Origin of the sequence: Mastigocoleus testarum BC008, from assembly GCF_001456025.1 — a bacterium.
Lineage (GTDB): Bacteria > Cyanobacteriota > Cyanobacteriia > Cyanobacteriales > Nostocaceae > Mastigocoleus > Mastigocoleus testarum.
Map to the genome: position 1 here is coordinate 66,753 of NZ_LMTZ01000120.1, position 17,700 is coordinate 84,452.

The 17,700-nt window shown below is 35.3% G+C and carries 10 protein-coding genes; 3 read left to right on the forward strand and 7 right to left on the reverse strand.

Annotated features, from left to right (window positions below; all coding sequences use genetic code 11):
- Positions 1 to 7: 7 nt before the first annotated feature.
- Together BC008_RS31190 and BC008_RS31195 are read right to left on the reverse strand one after the other, a co-directional pair.
- Positions 8 to 1,186: a glycosyltransferase family 4 protein gene (locus BC008_RS31190; RefSeq protein ID WP_027844138.1), complete on the reverse strand. Its 1,179-nt coding sequence runs from the start codon at positions 1,184 to 1,186 to the stop codon at positions 8 to 10.
- Positions 1,183 to 2,463: a glycosyltransferase family 4 protein gene (locus tag BC008_RS31195; RefSeq protein ID WP_027844139.1), complete on the reverse strand. Its 1,281-nt coding sequence runs from the start codon at positions 2,461 to 2,463 to the stop codon at positions 1,183 to 1,185. The genes BC008_RS31190 and BC008_RS31195 overlap by 4 nt, the downstream gene beginning before the upstream one ends.
- A 1,754-nt stretch (positions 2,464 to 4,217) precedes the next feature.
- On the opposite strand from BC008_RS31195, the gene BC008_RS31200 reads away from it, so the two are divergent.
- Positions 4,218 to 5,471: a damage-control phosphatase ARMT1 family protein gene (locus tag BC008_RS31200; RefSeq protein ID WP_027845349.1), complete on the forward strand. Its 1,254-nt coding sequence runs from the start codon at positions 4,218 to 4,220 to the stop codon at positions 5,469 to 5,471.
- A gap of 169 nt (positions 5,472 to 5,640) precedes the next feature.
- On the opposite strand, the gene mscL is transcribed toward BC008_RS31200, so the two are convergent.
- A complete protein-coding gene (gene mscL / locus BC008_RS31205; RefSeq protein WP_027845350.1) occupies positions 5,641 to 6,099 on the reverse strand; it encodes a large conductance mechanosensitive channel protein MscL in 459 nt (152 codons plus the stop codon).
- A gap of 488 nt (positions 6,100 to 6,587) precedes the next feature.
- Between mscL and BC008_RS31210 the strand changes: the two genes are divergently transcribed.
- On the forward strand, positions 6,588 to 7,976 hold the full coding sequence (locus BC008_RS31210; RefSeq protein ID WP_027845351.1) for an NAD(P)/FAD-dependent oxidoreductase: 1,389 nt from the start codon (positions 6,588 to 6,590) through the stop codon (positions 7,974 to 7,976).
- Positions 7,977 to 8,470: 494 nt separating this feature from the next.
- Here BC008_RS31210 and BC008_RS31215 read toward each other — a convergent pair whose 3' ends face one another.
- Together BC008_RS31215 and BC008_RS31220 are read right to left on the reverse strand one after the other, a co-directional pair.
- Positions 8,471 to 9,628, reverse strand: coding sequence for a hybrid sensor histidine kinase/response regulator (locus BC008_RS31215; RefSeq protein ID WP_027845352.1), 1,158 nt, complete (start codon positions 9,626 to 9,628; stop codon positions 8,471 to 8,473).
- An 11-nt stretch (positions 9,629 to 9,639) separates the two neighbouring features.
- Positions 9,640 to 12,276: a histidine kinase dimerization/phosphoacceptor domain -containing protein gene (locus BC008_RS31220; RefSeq protein ID WP_036267250.1), complete on the reverse strand. Its 2,637-nt coding sequence runs from the start codon at positions 12,274 to 12,276 to the stop codon at positions 9,640 to 9,642.
- Positions 12,277 to 13,816: 1,540 nt separating this feature from the next.
- Here BC008_RS31220 and radC point away from each other — a divergent pair.
- Positions 13,817 to 14,548, forward strand: a complete 732-nt coding sequence (gene radC / locus BC008_RS31225; protein ID WP_027845353.1) for a RadC family protein — start codon at positions 13,817 to 13,819, stop codon at positions 14,546 to 14,548.
- Positions 14,549 to 14,566: 18 nt separating this feature from the next.
- Here radC and BC008_RS31230 read toward each other — a convergent pair whose 3' ends face one another.
- Positions 14,567 to 16,711, reverse strand: coding sequence for an ELWxxDGT repeat protein (locus tag BC008_RS31230; RefSeq protein ID WP_058184190.1), 2,145 nt, complete (start codon positions 16,709 to 16,711; stop codon positions 14,567 to 14,569).
- A 137-nt stretch (positions 16,712 to 16,848) separates the two neighbouring features.
- The coding region (locus BC008_RS31235; protein ID WP_161938188.1) for a calcium-binding protein at positions 16,849 to 17,700 on the reverse strand (852 nt) is incomplete at its 5' end.

A 17,700-nucleotide genomic window follows, 5' to 3' on the forward strand; every position in this document is an offset into this window, starting at 1 on the left:
TTCTTTTTTACTTTATTATCAATTCTGCTTCAGGAAAGCCAGAAAAATTAAGAATGCGCCGAACGACAATATCCCAAGTATAGTATTTATCTATACATTCTTTTGCTGCCAGACCCAAACTATCCCGGAGTTCGGAGTCGGATTTAAGCAAATGCAATTTTTCCGCTAAACAGTCTGAATCATCTGGAGGATAAAGCAAACCATTTACTCCATCTTGGATCAGTTCTGCTAACTGCCCAATCCTACTAGCTACAACTGGTAAGCCTGCAGCCATATATTCGTAAACCTTGAGGGGTGAAAAGTAACATTGATCGTTGAGTGAGTAAGGAGCAACTGCAACATCTATGGTTGCAAGTAACCCGGGTATTTGCTCGGGAGGAACCGCACCAGTAAAATGAACGGCTTGGCTGCAGTTATGGGTAGATAAATTATCTATAACTTTCTTTAAACCTTTTCCATCTCCCACCATTAGCAGTCGAGTGTTAGAATCTTCGCAGTACAACTTAGCGAAAGCATCGACAAGACTGGATAGATCATGCCAAGGTTTCATTGTACCGACAAAACCAATGATAAATTCTTCCGGCTTACGCACTAAACTTGGTTTAACATCTGTTGAAAAGCGCTTCGGATCTACCCCATTAGGTACCACATGAATTCGTCCTTGTGCCATTGGGTAATTTTCTAAATATTCGCCTACTGCGTGGGAAACAGCAATTAAGGTAGTAGCTGCAGCAAAGACTTTTTCTGCAGCTTGTCGAGCTAGTTCCCGATTTACCAGGGTTCGATATTTTATTTGTTCTTCTATGAGGGGCGCATTTACTTCTAAAACTCCTGGAATACTATTTGTACGAGCATAGTCCATTCCTGCAAAACTCCAAAGAGAATAACGCTCGTAGACTAAGTCGAAAGGTCCTTCAGCTTCGAGAATAGAAAATAGCTTGGAATTGCTCAAAAACAAAGCCTGTTCTCGAGCATTACAATCATCACTCTTAGGATGTTCAGGAAGTTTATGAATTTGAACCATCCTTAAGTCTGTTGGAGGAGAAGTTCCCAAACAAGAAGTAAATAAATGTACTTCATGTCCTTGACGTACAAGGGTGCGCGTGACTGATTGTACGTGAATCGAGCTACCTTTACAACCAAATACAGGTATTCCTGGGTCATTACAAATGTAAGCAATTTTCATGGATTAACTGTCTGAGGAGTTGTTAGTGAAGAATGATCAATTTCCATTACGGAACTTACTATATTTTTAGTTGATGCTGTGTAGAAAACTTGGCGAACATCAGTGGTATTGCGGTGAATATCAAACTTTTCTACTATTAATTTTCTGGCTTTCATCGCAAGTCGCACCCTTAAATATGGATTGTTCAATAGTGTTTCTATTTCTGCAGCTAAAGCAATTGGGTCGAGTTGAGGAACGAGCAAGCCTGTCTCTCGATCTTTGATAACTTCAGGAATACCTGTAACATTGGTTGATATACAGGGGGTTCCCAATGCCATAGCTTCTAACAAGACAGTTGGTAAACCATCTCTATTCCCGTCGCTACCAATGATATAGGGACCGACAAAAACAGCAGCTTCTTGTACCAATTCAATGATTTTATTTTGAGGTTGAGGTCCAATGAGTTTGACAACATCAGTTAAATGCAATTGCTCGATTAGACTGCGTAGTTCAGCCTCTAATACTCCCTTTCCAGCTATTTGACAAGTGAATCGACAGCCGCGTTTAGCCAGAAGAGCGCAAGCTTCAATCAGGGTAGAAAATCCTTTTTTTTCTACTAGTCGTCCCACACTAATGATTTGAGGTGGACATTTTTCGGGAGACCTAAAAGGAAATTTTTGTAAATCTAAACCATTATAAATACGTCTTACTTTCCCTGCTGTTGCACTATAAGTTTGACAGAGGTAGTTGCGATTATAATCACTTATGGCAATTGTGGTAGTCGCATCTCTGAGTTTACGTTCCAAGTCATTATATTCGACATCTTGATGAAAAATATCTTTCGCATGAGTCGTAAAACTGTAAGGTATTTCTGCAAAGTGACTTGCAAGTCGGGCTACACTTGTGGGTGAAGTTGCAAAGTGAGCATGTAAATGAGTGATACCCGTCGAATGGGCTTTATAGGCTATTTGTAAAGCTTGAAATATATTATGAACATCCTCTCCTTCGGAGTAAACTAACCTGCTCCAAATTTCGGGTATAACTTCACTCACTTGCTCGATCGCTTCCCAGAGCTTAATCCCTTGCAATCTCTTATAACCCCTCAAGAAATGCACTGGTGCTTGTACTTGGGAAATAATATCTTGAAAGTGTGAGTCAAGTGTTGGTCTTAGGGAAAAAATTTCAATATCTAGACCCGCTGCTTCATGGGCTAAAATCTCATTAACAATAAATGTCTCAGAGTAACACGGATATCGTTTGACTATGTAGCCTACGCGCTGTAATTTACCCATTGGCATTGATTATCTTATCTATTATTTTTACAATTGAATGTGGAAAAATCTTGCGTAAATATTGCCTTAAATTGTAAATTATTTAATACCTCCAATACTGCTATTTACAATGTATATAATTATTCTATAAATTAGAAAAAATTACACAATATTATTGACCTAAACCTTCATAACATTTGTTACGCTTTCCTCAATTTCAAATTTTATAAAAATAGGGTCAAACGATTTTCCAATATTCAAAAACAATCGAAAAACTTTAGATTAAATACTTGCATGAAGAAGCATCATACAATTGATATATGAATATTATGACGACGGGATCCCACCAATAAACACACTACATCTGTAATAGGATCTACTCGACGCTAACGTATTCAAGCAATTAATACTGCACCACACTAATTTTGATATCTTATAGAGGTGCAACAGCAACATGTCACTAAAATAGAGAATCTCGAGTTTTTTAACCTTGGTTAAATTGCCAAATCTATGCTCGGAGCCGGCTTATATTTATTTTACTCAATATTAATGATAACTTAACCTGTTTATTAAATTTTAGCAAGTATCTGTTTAAGTATAAAATATATATCTAGATAAGTAGGAATCACAAATAATTTGCACATAACATGATAATCGTGAGAATTACAACAATTGTATATATTTATTTTTACAAATAGTAATCATTTATCTACTATTGTAAATTGTAATTAATCACTAATTTTATAAGAATTATCTTATACTTGGATGAAATAAAATCAAACTTTAGTTGATAAGATTTTGCTCATCTAACGATTAAAATTAAGATTAAGAATTATCTTATACTTGGATCGAAGAAAATCGAATTTTAGTTGATAAGATCTTGCTCATCTAACGATTAAGGTAATGCTTGCAGCAAAATTTTGAGAATCAGTGGTTTCTTAAAGTGGATATTTGCTCTCTATAAATTCTCCCGACTGATGATAGAGAAAAGCCTGTAACGTATATTATGTAATTACTTAATATAGGTCGGAGTTCTTCATTACTCCTAGCTTTGAAGGTGAGTGAATTTTTTATAACTAAGAATAATTCTCTGAATGGATGAATAAGTGTCAAAACCAGGTTATGTAAATCATCAGGTAAAGATTAGTTGCGATCCCAACAACTTATTCACTTATAGTGATAAATTAAATACTATAGCTTAAATAGCTTATTTGGCAGATATGACAGCCAATATTGTTCATTGTTATTTAGTCCCAGAGGTCAAAACGCTGTTTCATCATCTGTCTTCTCAAATGACAACAACACCCAAACAAGCAAACTTATATTTCCTCATCTTGGTAAATTGAGGGCAATTGCACTTATTTTTAAATTGGCTCAATAGTCATTTTTCTTACTAATTGTAATCCCAGGTCTTAATATGAAAAAGAGGAGATTCCTAGGTCTGCAGCTTCCTGGGTGTTGTTTTAAAATTTTTATTATTCTTACAGAATTTAATTTTCAAAATTTAATTATCAAAAATACTTCACACTTCGCTTCAAAATTTGTAAAGTGGCAAGAAGTAAAGTGCAGTGTAAAGGAATGCTACTGAAATTATTTAACTATTCTCTACTGCGCTAAGGCTTTGAGAGCTTCGATATCTGTTAAACCTTTAGCACCTGTGATATTCCTATTTCTACAGGGTCTGTAATAATAAATCCCTATTACCTATCGTCGATTACCAATTACCCATCACAAATAAAAGCTAAAATAACAACGACATTGCTGTAAAGGGTTAAAATACAGTGAATTTCGCCCCACTTCCCAAATTATCAATTCCCGCACCCCTCATAGGGGCTGAAAAAGGTAGCTTTACTGAATTTACTGTAACTCAACGCATGCCGGATATCGCCCGTAGAATTGTGAAAGAAAACAATTTTCCGAGTGATATTAACGATAAGTTGGAAAATCTAGCTAATGAATTAGTTTCAGGAGATGTACAACCTTTGCAACCTGATACTGGTGCTGATTTTTCAACTTGGCAAAAATATCTCGAACCTTACCAAGGACAAAGATGGATTGATATTCCTTGGTTTTTTGCTGAAACATATTTTTACCGATTGATTCTTAACATTACCAATTATTTCAACCCCGGACAATGGGAAGGCGTAGATCCCTTTGCATTACAAAAAGAACGTGGTTTGGAATCATCTTTAGATGCGATCGCTACTTTATCTAGTCAAGTCGAGAAATGGTTAAATAGTTCCATTGAAACTGAAATGTCCCCAGAATTGTCCAATCATAAAGCTTTAATTGCGCTTTTATATTTTGATTTATGGGGAAATCGGGTTGACCTTAGTTTATGGTCAGCACTAGGAGATGAAAATCGTGCTGAGTTTGATATTGACACTCAACAAGGTCATATATTAGTAGACGATTCTGAGCAAGTAGCAAATCTACTAACCAAACTTCAATCTGGACGAGTTGATTTTATTGTAGATAATGCTGGGTTTGAACTGATTTGCGATTTATGTTTGGTAGATTTCATTTTGTCTAGCGGTCTAGTTTCCCAGGCTAAACTACATCTAAAACCACATCCAACATTTGTTTCTGATGCAACCATTAAAGATGTCCTTCACACCATAGATCTTCTTGCTAATTCCAACAAAGGCGAAATTGCATCTTCAGGTCAACGCTTACAAAGACATCTCGGTTCGGAAAAGCTAATTCTCACCGACAATTACTTTTGGACTTCACCTTTAGCTGCTTGGGAAATATCAGATCCACTCAAGAATGAATTAGGGGAAGCCGAATTAATTATAGTTAAAGGAGATGCAAATTATCGGCGTTTGCTAGGAGATAGACACTGGAATTACAGTACTGATATTGCAGACATTGTTTGTTATTTACCAAGCCCCATGATTGCATTACGCACACTCAAATCCGAAGTCGCTGCAGGTATACCAACTGACGTGATCGCAAAACTAAATCAAACTGATCCTAATTGGTTAACTAATGGACAATGGGGCGTAGTTCAATTGGTAATGGGTAATGGGTAATGGGTAATTGATGAATATCAGTATCTGACATTACGCGAGCGTTAACAATAACATCAAGAATCTTAAATTCGGTAGGTGATGAATAAATTCACCTACCGGGCTAATACTAACTACAATGTGTTAAAAAACTAAAAAACAGAATGGTTACAAATGATTAAATCGGATTTTTTTAATAGCTCCCGGCGACTCCTTCGCTAGTGGATGCTAACTCAGAAGTACAAGCACGACAACGAGTCGCAGCAACGGGTACTTTTTCCAAACAGAAGGGACATTCCTTTTCTGTTGGAGCAGGTGGAGCTGTTTCTTCCTTACGTTTAAATCTTGCGATCGCACGAATGGCTATATATAAAGCGAAAGCAATGATTACAAAGTCGAGAACAGTACCTAAAAATTGACCGATTTTTAAGCCAGGAGGAATTGTCAATTCTCGCCAATCTGTACCCGTAGCACCCAAAATAGGATTGAGCATCGGCATAATTATATCTTCTGTGAAAGAGGTGACTATTTTCCCGAAGGCTGCACCAATAATCACACCAACCGCCAAATCCATTACATTACCTTTGAGAGCAAATTCTTGGAAATCTCGAGCGAATCCGGTTGCTCTTCTTCTCGTACGTCCTACAGCCATAAACTTTAAAGACTTACTCAGGCAACAATTACAAGCATTTTATTACGTTATAATTTCTCCGGAGTATTTAGTTAAAAATACTTAGTATTATCAATACAAAACAAAAATAAAAAAATATAAATATAAATATAAAATAATTAACGATGTTGGAAAGTCCCTGGGATATTATTCCAATTCATTTATGAATAATTAATATTCATTTACATTATTTTTATATTACTTATTATGTGTCATATTTACCTCACTACTTTACAAGGTATGTGATGTAATTATTTTGGCTGTAAGATATTAATCTGTAGTACCTGTAAGATTTATCGATTATTTTCCATGTTGGGTATTTAAGGGTCGAATTACTAATTACTTAGTAATTTAAACTACTCTTATACATATTTATATTTGATATATCCACAGAATTTATCATGACAAGACCAATATATATTTGTTAAGAATAGTAACGATAAATCATAACAAATCAAGGATTAAACCTGATGTTAGAAGAGAGCTTGAAACAAGAGCGTCATAAAGTTGTTGTTGTAGGTGGTGGTTTTGGGGGGTTGTATGCAGCTAAAAATTTGGGAAGGGAGAATGGTGTGGATGTCACCTTAATAGATAAGCGCAATTTCCACTTATTTCAACCACTCTTATATCAAGTTGCAACAGGTACTCTTTCCCCTGCTGATATATCTTCACCTCTGCGTTCCGTATTAAATAAAAGCAAAAACACGAAAGTTTTATTGGGAGAAGTAACAGATATAGATCCCGAAGAACAACAGGTGTTAATGGGTGATGAAAAGATACCCTACGATACATTGATAGTCGCAACAGGTGCAAAGCATTCTTATTTTGGTAAGGACCATTGGGAAAATTCCGCACCGGGTTTAAAAACAGTAGAAGATGCAATCGAAATGCGTCGCCGAATTTTTACTGCTTTTGAAGCTGCGGAAAAAGAAACCGATCCGGAAAAACGTCGTGCGTGGTTAACTTTCGTGATTGTCGGTGGTGGTCCCACGGGTGTAGAACTTGCGGGTGCGATCGCGGAATTGGCTTACCACACGATGAAAAATGATTTCCGCAATTTCGATACTTCAGAAGCACAAGTTCTGTTATTAGAAGGTCTGGATAGAATACTACCGCCATTTGCACCGGAATTATCTGCAGAAGCAGAAACATCTTTGAAAGGCTTAGGTGTAACGGTACAAACTAAAACATTAGTTACTAATATTGAAGATGATATTATCACCCTTAAACAAGGTAATGCTAATAAAGACGATCAATTTGAACAAATAACTGCTAAAACTGTATTGTGGGCTGCAGGAGTTAAAGCTTCTGCCATGGGAAAGGTTTTAGCAGACAAAACAGGTGTGGAATGCGATCGCGCTGGTAGGGTAATTGTCGAACCAAATTTAAGTATTAAAGGATATCCAAATATTTTTGCGATTGGTGATTTGGGACATTTTGCACATCAAAGCGATCGTCCCCTACCTGGTGTAGCTCCAGTTGCGATGCAGCAAGGAAAATATGTTGCTTCTTTAATTAAGCGGCGATTGAAAAATCAAACGTTGCTATCATTTTACTATGTAGATCGAGGAAGCCTGGCAGTCATTGGTCAAAATGCTGCTGTTGTTGATTTACTATTCATTAAACTTAAAGGTTTCTTCGCTTGGTTGTTCTGGTTGTTAATTCACATTCACTTTTTAATCGAGTTTGATAACAAGTTAGTAGTGATGATTCAGTGGGTTTGGAATTACTTTACTCGCAATCGCGGTGCAAGATTGATTACAGGTAAAGAACTCGAACCAATTGGTGGTGACGGTGATGATAGTAATAATGGTGATTACTACCAAGCTCCGAAAAAACGCCAGACTGCGAACGCTTAAGATTTTTCTGCTCCATCATCTCGGGTAAATAGCAGATTAATACGAATTGAAAATAATTACTGCAAATAAAACTCAATCGAAGTGAGGTGTGTTACCAAAAAGTGTAATGCACCTAATTTTTGAATTTTTTATATTGTGTTGCAATACGCAATAGGAGAGTACTATTTACCTCATCTCCCCCGAAATTTCTTGCTCTCCTTATGCAGTTCATATTGCCACTAATTCAGCAGAAGCAAGCGGGGTAAATATGTCTTCGGGAATATTACCGAAGATAGAAATGTTATTTCGGACAATGTACTAATATCGGTTTTATCAATGCAATAAGCTTGAGGATATTTATGGATTATTTATTGGTATTCAAACTATAAACGAGCTGACACTGTCTTTTTTTAAACAACATTTACTAACAGAGTCAGGATTCAAGAATACATTAAAGCAGTATGATGAATTACTTGAAACTATCAATTTCTAGATTTATATTTTTCCAAAGCTAATTAACTTATCTTATAAGATGGAATACTGACAATAAATGTACTTCCCACACCTTCTTTACTGACAATATTAATTTCCCCGCCGTGGATATCTACGTATTGTTTGACTATTGATAAACCCAAACCCGTTCCTGGGATATTTCCCACATTACGAGCGCGATGAAAAGAAGTGAATAAATTTTCTTGATCCGCTTCGGGAATTCCAATCCCTTCATCCTGAATTCGGAATATTACTTCTTTCTCCAGATAGAATAAGTCAAAACGTATAGTTCCACCTTGAGGTGAATATTTAATAGCGTTTGTCAGTAAATTGGTCAAGATATGACGTAATAGTTTTCGATCTAAATAAGGTAAATTAGTTGTTGTCGCTGGGGGTGAAGAATCTGAACCAAAGGTGAATGCTGTTGAATACTCACATTCTTCCTGTACTGAAAATATAATTTCATGTATATTGCTAGTCCCTATTTTTAATTCTGCAATTAGTTCTTCACAAAAATTATGTAAGTCCAATGGTTGTGGATTAAAACGTACTTTTGGTGCTTCTGCTGTCTCAATATTTAAAACATCATTTAATATTTGTGAAAGGTGTTTCACAGCGTTTTGAATGTGAATAAAATATTCATTTCTCTTATTCTCATTCAACTTATGATTATGATGGATTAAAATTTCAGTAGAAGTAAAAATAGTACTTAAAGGATTACGAAACTCATGACTAACCATCGATACGAAACGAGATTTTACCTGTCGCATTTCTTTCTCTTTTAATAAAGCTTCCCGCATTATCTCTTCAGTTCTATGCTTATTAAGAGCTATCTCAATAGTTGTAACTAACTGTGTTTCTTCAAAAGGCTTTAATATATAACCGAAAGGCTGAGTAGTTTTGGCTTTATTGAGGGTATATTCATCAGAATATGCGGTCAAAAAAATAATCGGAATATTCAAGCGTGTGATAATTTCTTCAGCAGCTTCTATACCATTTTTCTTACCCTTCAACATGATATCCATCAAAATTAAATCTGGATTTAATTCTTCTGCTGTTTGGATCGCTTTTTCTCCATAAGCAGTAATTGCTGGTACATCATAACCAAATTTCTCGAGACAGTCTTTGATATCGCAGGCTATAATTCTTTCATCTTCAACAATCAAAATACTTTCTTTCATTTTTCTTATTCCTATGACTGCTCAAAGAATACAATTTCAAATGAAGTTCCAGATTTAACCTCACAACTAATTGAGCCTTCTATTTGTTCAACTAAATTCCATACTAATTGCAATCCAATTGTTTGCTTCTGATGCAAATAGTCTTGATTTATCCCAATACCATTATCACTAATTTTTAATAAATATTTATCGTTCCCTAAAGCTGAAAAAATAATTATTATTATATTTTTATTATTATATTTTGGAAATGCATACTTAATTGAATTGGAAACTAATTCATTGATAATTAAACTACATATAATTGATGTATCTATCTTTAAGTAAATTTCCTCTATCTCTAATTTTATTTTAATTAGCTCGTTGGCTCGGAAAGAAAGAATTAGATTGCTAGCCAAATTATTAATATAGTCGCAGATTTTTATTTTGGCAAATTCAGTAGATTGGTATAATTTCTCATGAATCATTGCCATCGCATGAACCCGATTTTGGCTATCTCTAAATATATTTGAAACTTCTGTATCTTGAATTTTTCGTGCTTGTAAGCGTAGTAAGCTAGAAATAATTTGTAGATTATTTTTTACTCGGTGGTGAATTTCTTTTAATAAGATATCTTTTTCTTTCAAAGAAATTTTCAGCTTATCTTCAATTTGCTTGTTTGTACTAATATCTGTATTAGAACCAGCAATATAGCAAGGTTTATATCCGTGATCTTGAATAAGATTACCACGGGCTAGAAACCATAGGTAACTACCATTTTTATGTCGCATACGATGTTGAACTTCATACTTCGATTTTGTTCCTTGCAGATAAGAATTTAATTCCAAATTTACTAATTGTAGGTCTTCAGGATGAATTAAGTTCAACCAATCACTAAAACAATTGGATACTTCGTATTCGTTATATCCCAGAATTTTTTTAAGATTAGGATCGATATAAATCTGATTATTTTCAAGATTCAATTCCCAAATTCCAACTTTTCCTGCGTTGATAGCACGCGCATACCTTTCTTCGCTTACGATTAGTGCTTGCTCAACATGCTTGCGGTTAAGAATATTACCTAACATTTCTCCAAGCATTTTTAATAAAATTAGACTTTCTTCTGTCCAATTTTGCATATAACCAATGGATGCAAGTACCAGAGCTCCAATTAAATTACCACCGCAAATAATTGGAAGAATTATCAATGATTGGATATTTTCTAGATTTAAGTATTCTTTATTTAAATCTCTAAATTTAATTAAGTTTTTTATATCATGAATATGGACTATTTCAAACCTAGATAGGTTATCAACTACATAAGAAGAAAAAAGCGAATTAATATCTGCTTGATGAATGATTATTTTTTTTGTTTTTTCAGAATACCATTCATAAGCAATATCTATTTTACTTTTATTCTCACTGAATAAACATACACAACTGCAATCAATATTGATAAATTTACAGATAGTTTGTAGACTCTCTTTAATCCCAGCATCGATTTCATTGGGTGCTAAATTAATGAAGTTAGTAGATATAGCGGTGATTAATTTCTCAAATTCAACTCTATATATTAATTCTTCTTCAATGCGTTCTCGTTCAATTATTTCTCTAAATAAAAGCTCATTAGCTTTCTTTAACTCTTTAGTTCTTTCTTCTACCCTAATTTCCAACTCATCTTTTGCATTTTGTAAAGCCTTTTCTGCTTTCTTACGTTCGCTAATATCGCGGATTATAACTATAATATGGTGCTGAATTGAAGGTACTAGTCTAGCTTCAAAACTTTTATAATCCCCAGCTATGTCTAGATAATACTCAACAATAAAAGAGGATTGACTTTTACGAATATGATAAATAGCTTCTTTAAACTTACAAGCTATATGTTTGGGAAAAACTTCTTGTATTTTCTGACTAACAAGATGTTCTGGAGGTAAATATAAGTGACACGATTCTCTTGCATGACAACTGAGAATAGTTCCATCGGTTTTGAGGCGTAAATATACATCTGGAAAAGCCTGAAATAACTCTTGTAATTCTGAAGTGGTTTGTAGCAACTGTGCTTCTGTTGCAATGCGATCACACATTGCTCTTTGCAAGAGTTTATTAGTTTTCTCTAATTCTTGTGTTCTTTCTAAAATTTTAATTTCTTGTTGTCTTATTTCTTTATTTAAAAATTTTTCGGCTGTTACTAGTCTTAAAATATAATTGTTTTGACTTTTCTTTTTATTTTGAAGTTGTAAATCTTCTTCTATTGCTAATAGTTGTTTCTCGAATTGTTGAGCAATACTTTCCGAAGTAACTATCCCTAAAAAATTTGTAGAATCATCAATTACCGGTAAATAATTATTACCATATTTTTTCATAATTGAAAAAGCTGATTTCGAATCGAAATTATCTGTTAAATTAGTAACAGGATAGTTCATAATTTCACCAGCATTTATTTTTTCCCAATCCCTATTGGAAGCTATTATTCCGATGATATCCTGAGAGCTAAAAAGTCCTAGTAATTTTGATTCTTCTACTACACATATACAATCAACAAATCGATTATTTATATCTATATTTGTGTTTTTAACTGCATACCGATCTATAATCTCTACAACTTCTATTAAAGGAGTAGAATATGAGACTGTAATTATATTTTTCGTCGGTACATAATTTAATATTAACATAACATATCAAAAGGTCACACGATTGATTTTAGTTGTGTACTTCTATATAGAAACAACTTTTTATACTTGGTTATTGATATATACAGTTTTAGTAGATAATGATGATATATATCGCTAATATATATTGCTCTATAATTTTTTATGTACCTATAATGATTAAGACAAAAAAACATGTATCTCCTCCCTAGGGAAGATATTTTAATAATCTATTTCTCTATTCATGTATATTTGGATTATATAATAATCATTTAACAAGGCCTTATTATTATTTAGATTTTCTCTAAACTAAGTAAGTAAGCGAGAAAAAAGTAAACWATGTAAATAAATATAAAATATCTGTATTTAGCTCGTAGTAGGGCTTTAGCGCTAAAGCCCTACTACAAACAATTTCTGAGTTTTATTACTAACATACTTATATTTATTTGTTAAACCAAATATGATTTGTTTTTACTGTAATTTCGATTCAAGAAAATAGTAAATATTTCATGAAAGATATAAAAAAAGAAAGTTTTCTGTTTTTTCAAGAGATATTTCATTTTTTATATTAACCACTCATTAAATCATATAGCAACCATATTTTATTTGTGAATAGACGAGTCCCAGAAAGATGCGAAATCTTGCGTCTCTACAATATTGCTTTTTATAAATTATTTAACGTTCGCATGTTTATATATTCAAGCATAAAAAACTGTCCATAGTGAATACTGGGAAATAATTTAAAAAATTAACTTCGAGTATATCTGATAACAAACAAGACTAAGTTATTTATATGGTGATTATAAAAGAATTAGGATTTGAATTATCTAACTATCAATATTTGATAATAAAAGCGAGCTTTACAAAATTACTGTTAATCATACAATTGACATTATGACTCCGAGCGAATATTAAGTAATAAAAATTTTGACGATAATATAGATATTTTTGGAAACCGATTTAATAAAAACTAAGATTTCAATAGCTAGGTTAGATCAAAATTTACGATATGACCTCGTAGTTAATACTTAGAATAATATTTATTTTCGAAATAATCTTTTTAAAGTGATATTCAATAGGACTTATGTAAAAGCTACTTAATTACGCTATTACTAACATTTGCTGAAAATGTTCTCCTTGAGAAGCGATGGGATCTCTCCAGATGATGGGATTACTATCTCCTTTTGGGAGACGCAATACCTATAGGTAAGCTAAAAGCCATGTGATGACTAACGTCACGCTGTCGCTAACATCGTAGATGCTTCTAACGCTAGGCGCTAAACCCATACTTTTTTCTGGTCGCAATGGCAATTTATATTTGCGTAAATTCTATTTAGAATCATCTATTCTCAACTTGATTTTTTGTACTAATCTTAAATTTCTTGATGTAAGTCCTGATCTTCAGTGGATAGTCTCAATATTCTATTCAAATATAGCTAATAGGCTGTTTTCACACTAAAAATGGCTCAAATCAAATATCTTCGTAAAAAATCATAACTTTTGAGACTTTAAGGGGGAAAAATAGGAACAAGTATATCTATCATCAAATTTTTCGTTCTCATTTATGACTTATTGCCTCAGAATTGCGGACATGGTAGAAAATGAACGTCCGCGCGAACGTTTATTAGCTCATGGCGCAAAAGTTTTAGCAACTGCTGAATTGATTGCAATTCTGTTAGGAACAGGTCAAGGAGCAGGTAAACTTTCTGCGGTGGGTTTAGGACAATATATTCTACAAGAATTAGGTCAACATCAAAGAGACCCCCTCACAGTACTCAGAGAAGTCAGCGCTGCAGAATTGATGCAGATTAATGGCATTGGTCCTGCAAAAGCAACCGCTATTTTAGCGGCGATCGAGTTAGGGAAAAGAGCATTTCATTCCCGTCCTGGAGAACAAACTCGAATTGATAGCCCTGCAGTTGCAGCTGCGACCTTAAGCCAAGATTTGATGTGGCAAGGACAAGAACGCTTTGCCGTTTTACTATTAGATACTAAAAATCGTCTGTTGGGGACACAGGTTATCACTATTGGTACGGCGACAGAAACTTTAGCCCCTCCCAGAGAAATATTCCGAGAGGTTATTCGTCAAGGAGCAACAAAACTGATTGTTGCCCATAATCATCCTTCTGGGAATTTAGAGCCTAGCCCAGAAGATATAGAATTAACTCGTCAATTATTGAGGGGAGCCCTATTGCTAGGGATCCCCTTATTAGATCATTTAATTTTGGGTGATGGTAACTATCAGAGTTTGCGAGAAATCACAAGTTTATGGGAGGAACATCCCCAAGGTGATTGAGTTTTGCAACGATGTTAATCAACCTAAAGCTTCGTTACTACCAAGATTAAGCAGGTAACTTTGCAGTTCTCCTTGGTTATTACCGTTGACGTTAACGGTCACAATATCAATGGAACCATTGAAACTCACGTTGAAACTATCGCTATCACTTCCCAAAACCACATCTTTCACGCTGCGATCGCTAGTATTGATAATTTCATCCTGATCTAATACAAAGTCAACGATAGTATCGCGATCAAAGTCACCCGAAAGTATAAATTTATCTTTACCAGCACCACCAATTAAAATGTCATCACCGTTTTGACCATCGAGTACATCGTCACCAGCACCCCCATCGAGAATATCGTCATCATTTTCAGTGGGAATACCCTCAATTTCGCCAAGAAGTAAGTCATTACCAGCTTGACCGCGAATTACATCATCACCGGTACCACCTTCAATAGTGTCGTCGCCTTTGTTACCTCTTATATTGTCCCAACCTGCACCACCAAGAATATTATCTCCAGCTTCAGAACCGATGATTCTATCGTTTCCACCACGACCGTTGATGTATGCAATGTTTTTGAGATCGATCTCGGAAAAATCCCAATTATTATCGCGACCCTTGTTAGCATCGCGTAATACTGCACTACCAGCAGGGAAGTCTGGACCACCAGTAGCGGAACCACCGGTACCATTTGCACCATCAATAGCAACTATTGATTCGAACTTTTGAGAATCGAAGTCTGTGGGTAATTCAATGTCACCTGTTTCACCGGGAATTATGGTTACTTGTTTTGGTAGTCCGGGAACATTATTGAAGTCACTGGGTTTGTTATCGGAAACGCTAAATGTAACCTGATTTGGATTCCCAGTATCAACAGCCCATACTTCTTGACCATTAACACCATCATCGGCGCTAAAGTACAACCTACCATCAACATTGGTTAATTGACCCGGGTTAGAACCTTCACTACCAGGGCGAATATCTTCTACTAGAACCGTACCTTCGGCTGTACCGTCACTCTTCCATAATTCAGTACCATTGATACCATCGTTGGCTGTGAAATAAAGGGTACCATCAACATTAGTAAAGTTATCTAGAGAAGAACCTTCACCACCAGAACGAATATCTTTAACTAAAACCGTACCTGACTCTGTACCGTTACTTTTCCAAAGTTCTATTCCATCACTACCGTTGTTTGCAGCAAAAAACAGAGTACCGTTAACGTCAGTAAGTTTGTCTGGATTAGAAGAACCATTTCCAGCAATAATATCTTTAACTAGGACCGTACCGTCTTCGGTTCCGTTACTCTTCCATAATTCAGTACCATTATTGCCATTGTCAGCAGTAAAAAATAATTGACCATTAACTTGTGTCAAGTTATTGGCGTTAGAACTTCCACTACCGGAAACAATATCTTTAACTAAAACAGTACCTGCATTAGTACCATCGCTCTTCCATAATTCTCGACCGTTGGTACCATCATCGGCTGTAAAGTAGAGCGTACCGTTGACATCGGTAAGATTTTCGGGGTCGGAAGCATCGTTACCAGGGTTAATATCTTTAACTAAAACAGTACCTGCATTGGTACCATCGCTCTTCCAAAGTTCGCGGTTGAGTTGTTCCTCTTCAGTTCCATCTCCCCCAGCAACAAAATAAAGGGTATTACCGACACCGGTTAAATTTACTGGTGCGCCAAATCCAATTAGACCAAAATCATCCTTAACTGTAGTTCTCTCAAAAGTAGTAGGATCGAATTTAATCAATGCTGGATCCGAAGAGCTAAAACTACCTTGGAAAGATGTTGCAAATAGGCTACCATTGACTTCCGTTAGGTTAAATGCTGTTGGTGGTCCGAACCTTGGATCATAGCTATTAATACCAAAGGTTCCTTCTGAAGTTCCATCAGTTGTCAATAAACTGACACTTACATTGCCCGAAGTTAATTCGAAGAATATCCTACCATCGGTACTGGTTACATTACCAGGAGGAAAACTCATATTGCCAAAATCCCGGATTGTAACTGTACCGGTTTCTGTACCATCAGTTCTCCATAGGGTCGTATTTAAACCCCTGGGGTTAAAGGTACTAAAAATTAAATTACCGTCAACCTTACCCAATAAAGTTGCTATGGAAGGTTCGTCACCAGGAATGATGTCTTTGACTAAGAATGGATTCATAACGTTAACTCCTCACTTGAAGTATTGTGAAAATACAATCTTTGATTGATTACTATTCATTAATACTGTTTGCTGCTTAAAATTTATGAAATTTCCAGCGATTCAGTTGATTAACAAGAATTAGCCTGTAAATAAACTTAATAAGGTAAAGCTTCATTACTACCAAGACTAAGCAAATAGTTTTGCAATTCTCCTTGGTTATTACCGTTGACGTTAACGGTCACAATATCAATAGAACCATTGAAACTCACCTTGAAACTATCGCTATCACTTCCCAAAACCACATCTTTAATGGTGCGATCACTAGTGTTAGTAATTCGATCTTGATTCAGGACAAAGTCAACAATAGTATCGCGATCGAAGTCGCCAGAAAGCACAAATTTATCTTGACCAGCACCACCAATTAAGACATCGTCACCATTTTGACCGTCGAGAATATCATTACCAGCACCACCAATGAGAATATCGTCATCGTTTTCGGTGGGATTAGCGCTAGTTTCTCCTAAAAGTAAGTCATTACCAGCTTGACCGCGAATTACATCATCACCAGTACCACCTTCGATGGAATCGTCTCCTTTATTACCTCTTAGATTGTCTCCATCAGCACCACCAAAAATATTGTCTCCACCTTCAGAGCCGATGATTCTATCGTTTCCACCACGACCGTTAATGTATGCAATATTTTTGAGATCGATCTCGGAAAAATCCCAATTATTATCGCGACCCTTGTTAGCATCGCGCAATACTGCGCTACCAGCAGGAAAGTCGGGACCACCAGTAGCAGAACCACCGGTACCATTTGCACCATCAATAGCAACTATTGATTCAAACTTTTGAGAATCGAAGTCTGTGGGTAGTTCAATGTCACCTGTTTCACCGGGAATTATGGTTACTTGTTTTGGTAGTCCGGGAACATTATTGAAGTCACTGGGTTTGTTATCGGAAACGCTAAATGTAACCTGATTTGGATTCCCAGTATCAACAGCCCA

Coding starts and splice junctions, on each gene's coding strand:
- BC008_RS31215 (WP_027845352.1), bottom strand. CDS start 9,628: ATGAAAGAAAGTATTTTGATTGTTGAAGATGAAAGAATTATAGCCTGC.
- BC008_RS31195 (WP_027844139.1), bottom strand. CDS start 2,463: ATGCCAATGGGTAAATTACAGCGCGTAGGCTACATAGTCAAACGATAT.
- BC008_RS31190 (WP_027844138.1), bottom strand. CDS start 1,186: ATGAAAATTGCTTACATTTGTAATGACCCAGGAATACCTGTATTTGGT.
- mscL (WP_027845350.1), bottom strand. CDS start 6,099: ATGGCTGTAGGACGTACGAGAAGAAGAGCAACCGGATTCGCTCGAGAT.
- BC008_RS31210 (WP_027845351.1), top strand. CDS start 6,588: ATGTTAGAAGAGAGCTTGAAACAAGAGCGTCATAAAGTTGTTGTTGTA.
- radC (WP_027845353.1), top strand. CDS start 13,817: ATGACTTATTGCCTCAGAATTGCGGACATGGTAGAAAATGAACGTCCG.
- BC008_RS31230 (WP_058184190.1), bottom strand. CDS start 16,711: ATGAATCCATTCTTAGTCAAAGACATCATTCCTGGTGACGAACCTTCC.
- BC008_RS31220 (WP_036267250.1), bottom strand. CDS start 12,276: ATGTTAATATTAAATTATGTACCGACGAAAAATATAATTACAGTCTCA.